The 5630-nt window shown below is 58.5% G+C and carries 2 protein-coding genes and 3 pseudogenes; all 5 read right to left on the bottom strand.

Features of this window, described 5'->3' with window-relative positions; translation table 11 throughout:
- A pseudogene (locus tag H0V34_14045) lies at positions 1 to 807 on the bottom strand (DNA helicase).
- Between the two features lie 160 nt (positions 808 to 967).
- Positions 968 to 1249, bottom strand: a complete 282-nt coding sequence (locus tag H0V34_14040; GenBank protein ID MBA2492755.1) for a ribbon-helix-helix protein, CopG family — start codon at positions 1247 to 1249, stop codon at positions 968 to 970.
- 460 nt (positions 1250 to 1709) lie between these two features.
- A pseudogene (locus H0V34_14035) lies at positions 1710 to 2215 on the bottom strand (DUF4411 family protein).
- Positions 2216 to 2218: 3 nt separating this feature from the next.
- Positions 2219 to 3423, bottom strand: a pseudogene (locus H0V34_14030) (ImmA/IrrE family metallo-endopeptidase).
- A gap of 174 nt (positions 3424 to 3597) precedes the next feature.
- On the bottom strand, positions 3598 to 5544 hold the full coding sequence (locus tag H0V34_14025) for a site-specific DNA-methyltransferase (GenBank protein ID MBA2492754.1): 1947 nt from the start codon (positions 5542 to 5544) through the stop codon (positions 3598 to 3600).
- Between the last annotated feature and the right edge of the window lie 86 nt (positions 5545 to 5630).

Here is a 5630-nt window from a genome sequence, read left to right as displayed (position 1 = left end):
GATACGCGGCTCGGTGCAGTGCAACGATTGTCTTGCCGGTGCCGGCCGAACCGGACACTCGCGCCGGGCCGCTGTAGTCGCGTTCTACCCACTCCTTTTGAGCAGGGTGCAGAAAGATCGTCCACTTCTCCCACGGGTATGCCAGTGCGCGCTCCAGTTCCTCCACATCATTCATCACCCTGAAGCGGCGCTGGGCGTCAGGGTGATCGAACGGGTTGGCCCGGGGCACAGCGACGTGTGCCAAGGCGGGCTTGCCGCCGGTGGCCAGTTCCAGGAGTGCCTCCGCCGCTTCGCTTGGCAGATGGTCCGCCAGCACAAGCAGACTGTCCTCGTCGACCCGCCGCACGTCGTCCAGCCATTCAACCGGCACACCGTAAGCGAGCAACTCCTCCTCGGATGTATCGGCGAACAAGGCGGGCTTCGCCGAGCTGACCGCGCGACCTCCACGTACTTTGGGATGACGATTTCTTCTACTCTTTCGCGAATCTCCACCAATTGCGCGGCGCCCGTTTTTGGATGGATCTCCAGCTTGCGCCGCTCGGCCCAGCGGTAGGCGGGGTCATGATGATTTACATAACACAGCAGCAAACTGTCAGCAGTTTTGTGTACGATCAGCCGAATATCCCTGCTTACCGGCACGGACCAGAAGTTTGGGTCTTTAGTCCGGTCGAGCTGTGGAAGCTCAAGCCGGGAGTGGCGGGATTTATTTGAAGGTCGAATGCGGTCGCCTTAAACCGCTTTCTGCTGCTCGCCGTTAATTTTTGCGAGGCTGTCTGCGAAGGTGACGGCAATGCGGAATTCCGTCACGCGGTCATCCTGATGCTGTCATCAGCCTAAGACCTTGCGCCACGAGTGGCTCGAAATCCGCAATGTCACTGTCACGAACAGCGCATTGGCACGAATGGCAGCGGCGGCGATCAGCGCGTCCACAACGACGATGCAATCAAGGCATTGGTGTCGAAATGGATCACGATTTGGTGTCGTCACCGCGACGTGCATCATCCTCGTGCCGCAGCCTGCGCATAGACTCGATCAACTGCGGCGTTTCCGCCCGATCCCGCGGCAACGGCTGATCCGCGTAGTGCGCGACGACATCGGCTGGCGATAGTTTCGGCGCCGCCTCCCGCTCGGCGGCCAGCCGCACAGCGCGCCGAATCACCTCTGCCTGCGATACACCCCAGGAACGCGCCAGGCGTTTGATGTTCTGCGCCGTTTGCGGATCCAGCGCGTACGTGGAGCGAATAGACATGTTGGCCATGATACGCGCCGTCCAAATTATCGTATGCGACGCAGTATCCTAGATAAGGCACCCAGGAGCCGTTATCCGTAGGCCGATCAAGCTTGTGGAAGTTCATCTCGGGATTGTCCGGATTTATACGCCGATCGAAAGCGGCAGTCTTCCACTTTCTGCTCCTCACCGGTGAGCTTGGCTAGACTATGCGTGAAGGTGGCGGCGATGCGAAACTCGATAACGTTTTCATTCCATGCATACGATCAGGGTGCCGCGTGCCGCGCCGCCAAATTTCGCTCGCTGGTGCTCACATCATGTCGTGCCCCAGAGGCTGCGTAACCGAACGGCATACAGACAGTCGCCAAAAGGTGCCGTCACTACGCCATCGTACAGCACCACGCCCGCCGCGTTGCATCCTAGGTCACTTTACGCGAACGAATTAACGCCGCGCGTACACACCGATATGGCGGCGAACGATTCAAACCTGCCAGCGCGTCGAAAAACGGAGAGCGCGAAGCATTGCAAAAGTGTCGCAAGGGGTAACACCCAACCCTACACAGACGTCTGGGATGCGCCGATTCTGTCGCTGCTTACGCGGAGCAGATACCTCCGTAGTCACGACACAGCGTTCAGCTGGCGAGGCGAGCGCGTACGCGATCAGAAAAGGATCCGCTGTTCAATCTCGTCGTCGGTCAGATCCGGCGCATATCCTTCATCGACTACTTGGCGCAAAAGATCAGTGTTGACGTCCTCTTCAAGGAGCAAGGCGACTTTGTTTTCTTCCTCCTGAATCCATGCAAACAGGAGATCACGTTTAGCGTCGGTGCTCCCGTCCTTCACTTCTTCAAATATTTCAAGCGGCATCTTGAGATTGCCGCTCGCCCCGTTGTGGGACAGCCATGCCCAAAACTCAGGAACTGCGTCCACGGGAGAGTAGAGATTGTGCGCGGTGATTAGGACATTAGCGTCCATTAGGTAGAGCATGCGTTACGCGGCCTGTCCTACCGCCAGAGCCGCATCACTCAAAAGTGGGGCGACGCTACGTGGCTTCACGCCAAGGATTTTCCCAGCTTTTGTAGGTGGCAGTACGCCGTCACCGACGTGTCGCGCGACGAAGCGAAGGAGTGCTGCGCCTAGTCGATGTCTACGGACAACATAATAGTTTGGGCCTCCCTCTTGGTTCCGACTGCGTTCTTTCCGAGCGGCACGGGACTGATGCCAGCCAAGCGGAATGTGCTCGTCAAATCTTGCCAAGTCGCTTCTGAAAGAACGCCTGCACGAAACAAACGGTATGCCACCATTGACCGGCTAAGGAGCCTAGCTTCGGCAAACTCGCCAATCAGCAATTCGGCAGCCTCTTTATCGGTATGAGAAGTGACGCCAACGAGATGGAGCTCGTTGTTTGGTAGCAGAAAGTTGCTCGCAACGTCATTGCAAAAGCGCTCGAGCCGTCCTTCGGCGTAAGCTCCGCTGACGCCAGTTGCGCCAAGCCACACGTGCGCCAACTCATGAAGAAGCGTAAACGACCAAGCCGATTTTGCGTCCTGATCATTGATAACAATAAACGGAGCGATTGGATCGGCAAGTGCGAAGCCACGGAAAGCTGACACGTCTAAAGCCGTATGGTGACTACCCAGATTTCCAATGAGAAGCACGAATACTCCGGCTCTTTCCGCATAGGCCCGAAGCAGCGCGAACGCTGCTTCGGGCGAGCCTTGGGCTCTAAACGCGGCAAGATCGGCTCCTAATGCCCGCCGAATTGACACAAGAGCAGCGCCAACCCCATCGTTTACGGTTAGCGACCCGACGAATGGAAGCGGCTGTGCTTCCTCCTCATCGACAAGGACTGCTCGCACCATCGACTGACGCGCCAGAATATCTCGGACGAGCGCATCGACAAGTGGCTCCGTGTCCGTGTTTCTCTCTGGCAAACTACGAAAATCCTTGCCTCGATCGCCTTTGCGCGGGGGAACCCTCATATAAAAGGTCAGCAGCGGCCGGCGATAGAGCTTCGCCATCCTCAATAGGAGAGGTCTTGTCGGCATTGTGCCGCCGGCTTCAAACGCAATAAGGCGATCCTCTCCGGCAATGCCCCGCGCGTCCTTAATTCCGAGCTTTTTGGCAGCGCAATTGACTGAGAGACCAGCGGTCTCTCGAGCCCAAACGAGTATTTCCGAATTTACGGCAGGCATCTTTTGGATCTTCGTAGATAGAACGTAACCGACCATGCTAGGTCAACGGTTGATCGTAGCTCACTCTTACCGCGGACCATAAATCGCTGTCGCTCTTTATCGTCAGTAACGCAAGCGTTTCTTCGTCCTCTTCGGATTGCACGTCGCCGCTGTCCGCTGAGCCTCGCTCGCCGGCTAGTGCACTCTAAACACGTTCATCACCTCATCACCAAGATGATTGATAACCTTCACCGCGATCCGCCCTGACTTCGGTTTCTCGAACAGACGCGACGTATCGCTGTTCAGCGTGGCCCACGCTTCTTCGTTAATCTCGGCCTTGAGGGTGGTTTTGAGGGCCTTGTACGGATCATTGGCGCCTAAGAAATACGCGTGGCGGACGAAGAAGCTTTCTTCGTTGTAGTCGGTGTCGATGAACCAGCAGGCGATGCCGTCGGGGCCGTCGCTGCGGACTTCGCCGGTGTTGGGATGGAACACGTCCACGCCGTTTATCTTGACTCTTACCTTGCCGTCTTCGGCTTCCAGTATGTCGATGTCCGGCTCGCCGAAGATGACGAACAGGTTGCCTTTGCCGGTGTTCTTTAAGTCGTCGGCCATGTGCAGGTCGGCGTTCATGCGCGCCTTCAGGATCGGGATGCGCACCAGCTTGTTGAACTCCGATGAGTGGGCGTCGTAGTTGAAGGCGCAGGCGATGAGCACGTCGAAGTCGGCGTCGCCAGCTTCGCGCGCGGCGGCCACCAGATCGGGGCGGGAGACGGTGCCGAACTCCGGGCCGATGAAAATTGCGGCGCGCTTCTCCGCGCCGCGCGCGTCATCGACGTCCGCATTGCCCTCGACGTAGCGTCCTTCGGCGCAGATCAGTTCGCCTGGCCAGGGAATCAACGAGGTGAAGTTGATCTTGTCCTCCTTGTGCGCCTGCTGCACGCCGGCGGTCTTGAGGTTCTCCAGGATCATCGTCGCGAAGTCCTTCTTCTCGCCGTAGCCGTCGCCCGGCTCCGCGACGCCGTCGATCAGTTCGTCGTTCTCGTCCACGCCCAGCACGCGGTGCGGCGAGAGGCTTTCGACAGTGAACGGCCCGGCGACACGCGCCTTTTTGTTGTCCGGATACGGTTTGTCGTAGAGGTATTCGTGCTCCGCTTTTGCCGCGATCGAGGCATCGATTTCCTGTTGCCGCGCGACGCGCGCCTGCCACCAGTCGGCGTGAATCTCATCTGCCGTTCGTGCTGAGTCGTGAGCTTGTCGAACGGTCGAAGCACGCCCTTCGACAAGCTCAGGGCGATCGGGGTGTAATTTGCGCGGGATTTCCCATTCCTGCCAACTCGTGCCGAGCGCCGCGTTCAACTTATCGCGCAGCGGCTCCAGCTTCGCCTGCCACTTGTCCCAGATCACGTCGATCTCGGCGTTGTTGGCGATGGCGCCAGACGTGATGTAAGCGGAGCGCCGATTAACGAAGCCATGCCGGATGTTGCCGCGTATAGGCTGCGAAGAGGGCGCGGTGCGTGTGACTTCGGCTTCCTTGACCTGGCCTTCGCGGGAATCGGCCAGCAAATAATACGGATAGCGCGCGCCCATGATGCGGGCGCGGGCAAGCGCCAGCGCCAGCGCCACGCGCGAGGTGTCGATGGTGATCCAGCGCCGGCCCCATTGTTCGGCGACTGCGGCAGTAGTGCCTGAGCCGCAAGTCGGATCAAGGACAAGATCACCGGGATCGGAAGCCATCAGCAGGCAGCGTTCTACGATACGCTCGTTAGTCTGGACGACATATACCTGATCTGGCGCGCCGCCAAGACCATCCCACCAGTTGGAGATGCTCTTGAACGGAAAATCTTCGAGATAGCGTTTGAAGTCCAGGCTAGTGCGAGAACGGATTAAGCGTCCCGCCACGAGATTGCGCGACATACCACTCAAGCCATGCGCGGGCGGGCGCGATGTATGACTCCAACAACGACCTTTGGGTGGCAGCGCAGGCTGCCCGTCAAGCTCTACTGCGTCCATCTGTTGCGCGCGTTCCCCGCCGTTCGTAATTGGCCAAGGACGAAAGAGCCGAGCGCCAGGGAACTCTTGCTCAATAGCCGGGGATAGGTGTTCAGTCCCAGAATGTAATGGTATAAGGGATCTCAGCATTGATAAGGAGGCCCTATGGGACAGGTTTTACACGGCAGCGCCGCGACCACGCACGCAGTCCGAGCAGCGATACAGCGATCGCAGGC

Source organism: Gammaproteobacteria bacterium (assembly GCA_013696315.1).
GTDB lineage: Bacteria > Pseudomonadota > Gammaproteobacteria > JACCYU01 > JACCYU01 > JACCYU01.
The sequence above is the reverse complement of the archived record's forward strand: the minus strand, read 5'-3'. Positions and strand labels throughout refer to the sequence as shown.

Coding starts and splice junctions, on each gene's coding strand:
- H0V34_14025 (MBA2492754.1), bottom strand. CDS start 5,544: ATGCTGAGATCCCTTATACCATTACATTCTGGGACTGAACACCTATCC.
- H0V34_14040 (MBA2492755.1), bottom strand. CDS start 1,249: ATGTCTATTCGCTCCACGTACGCGCTGGATCCGCAAACGGCGCAGAAC.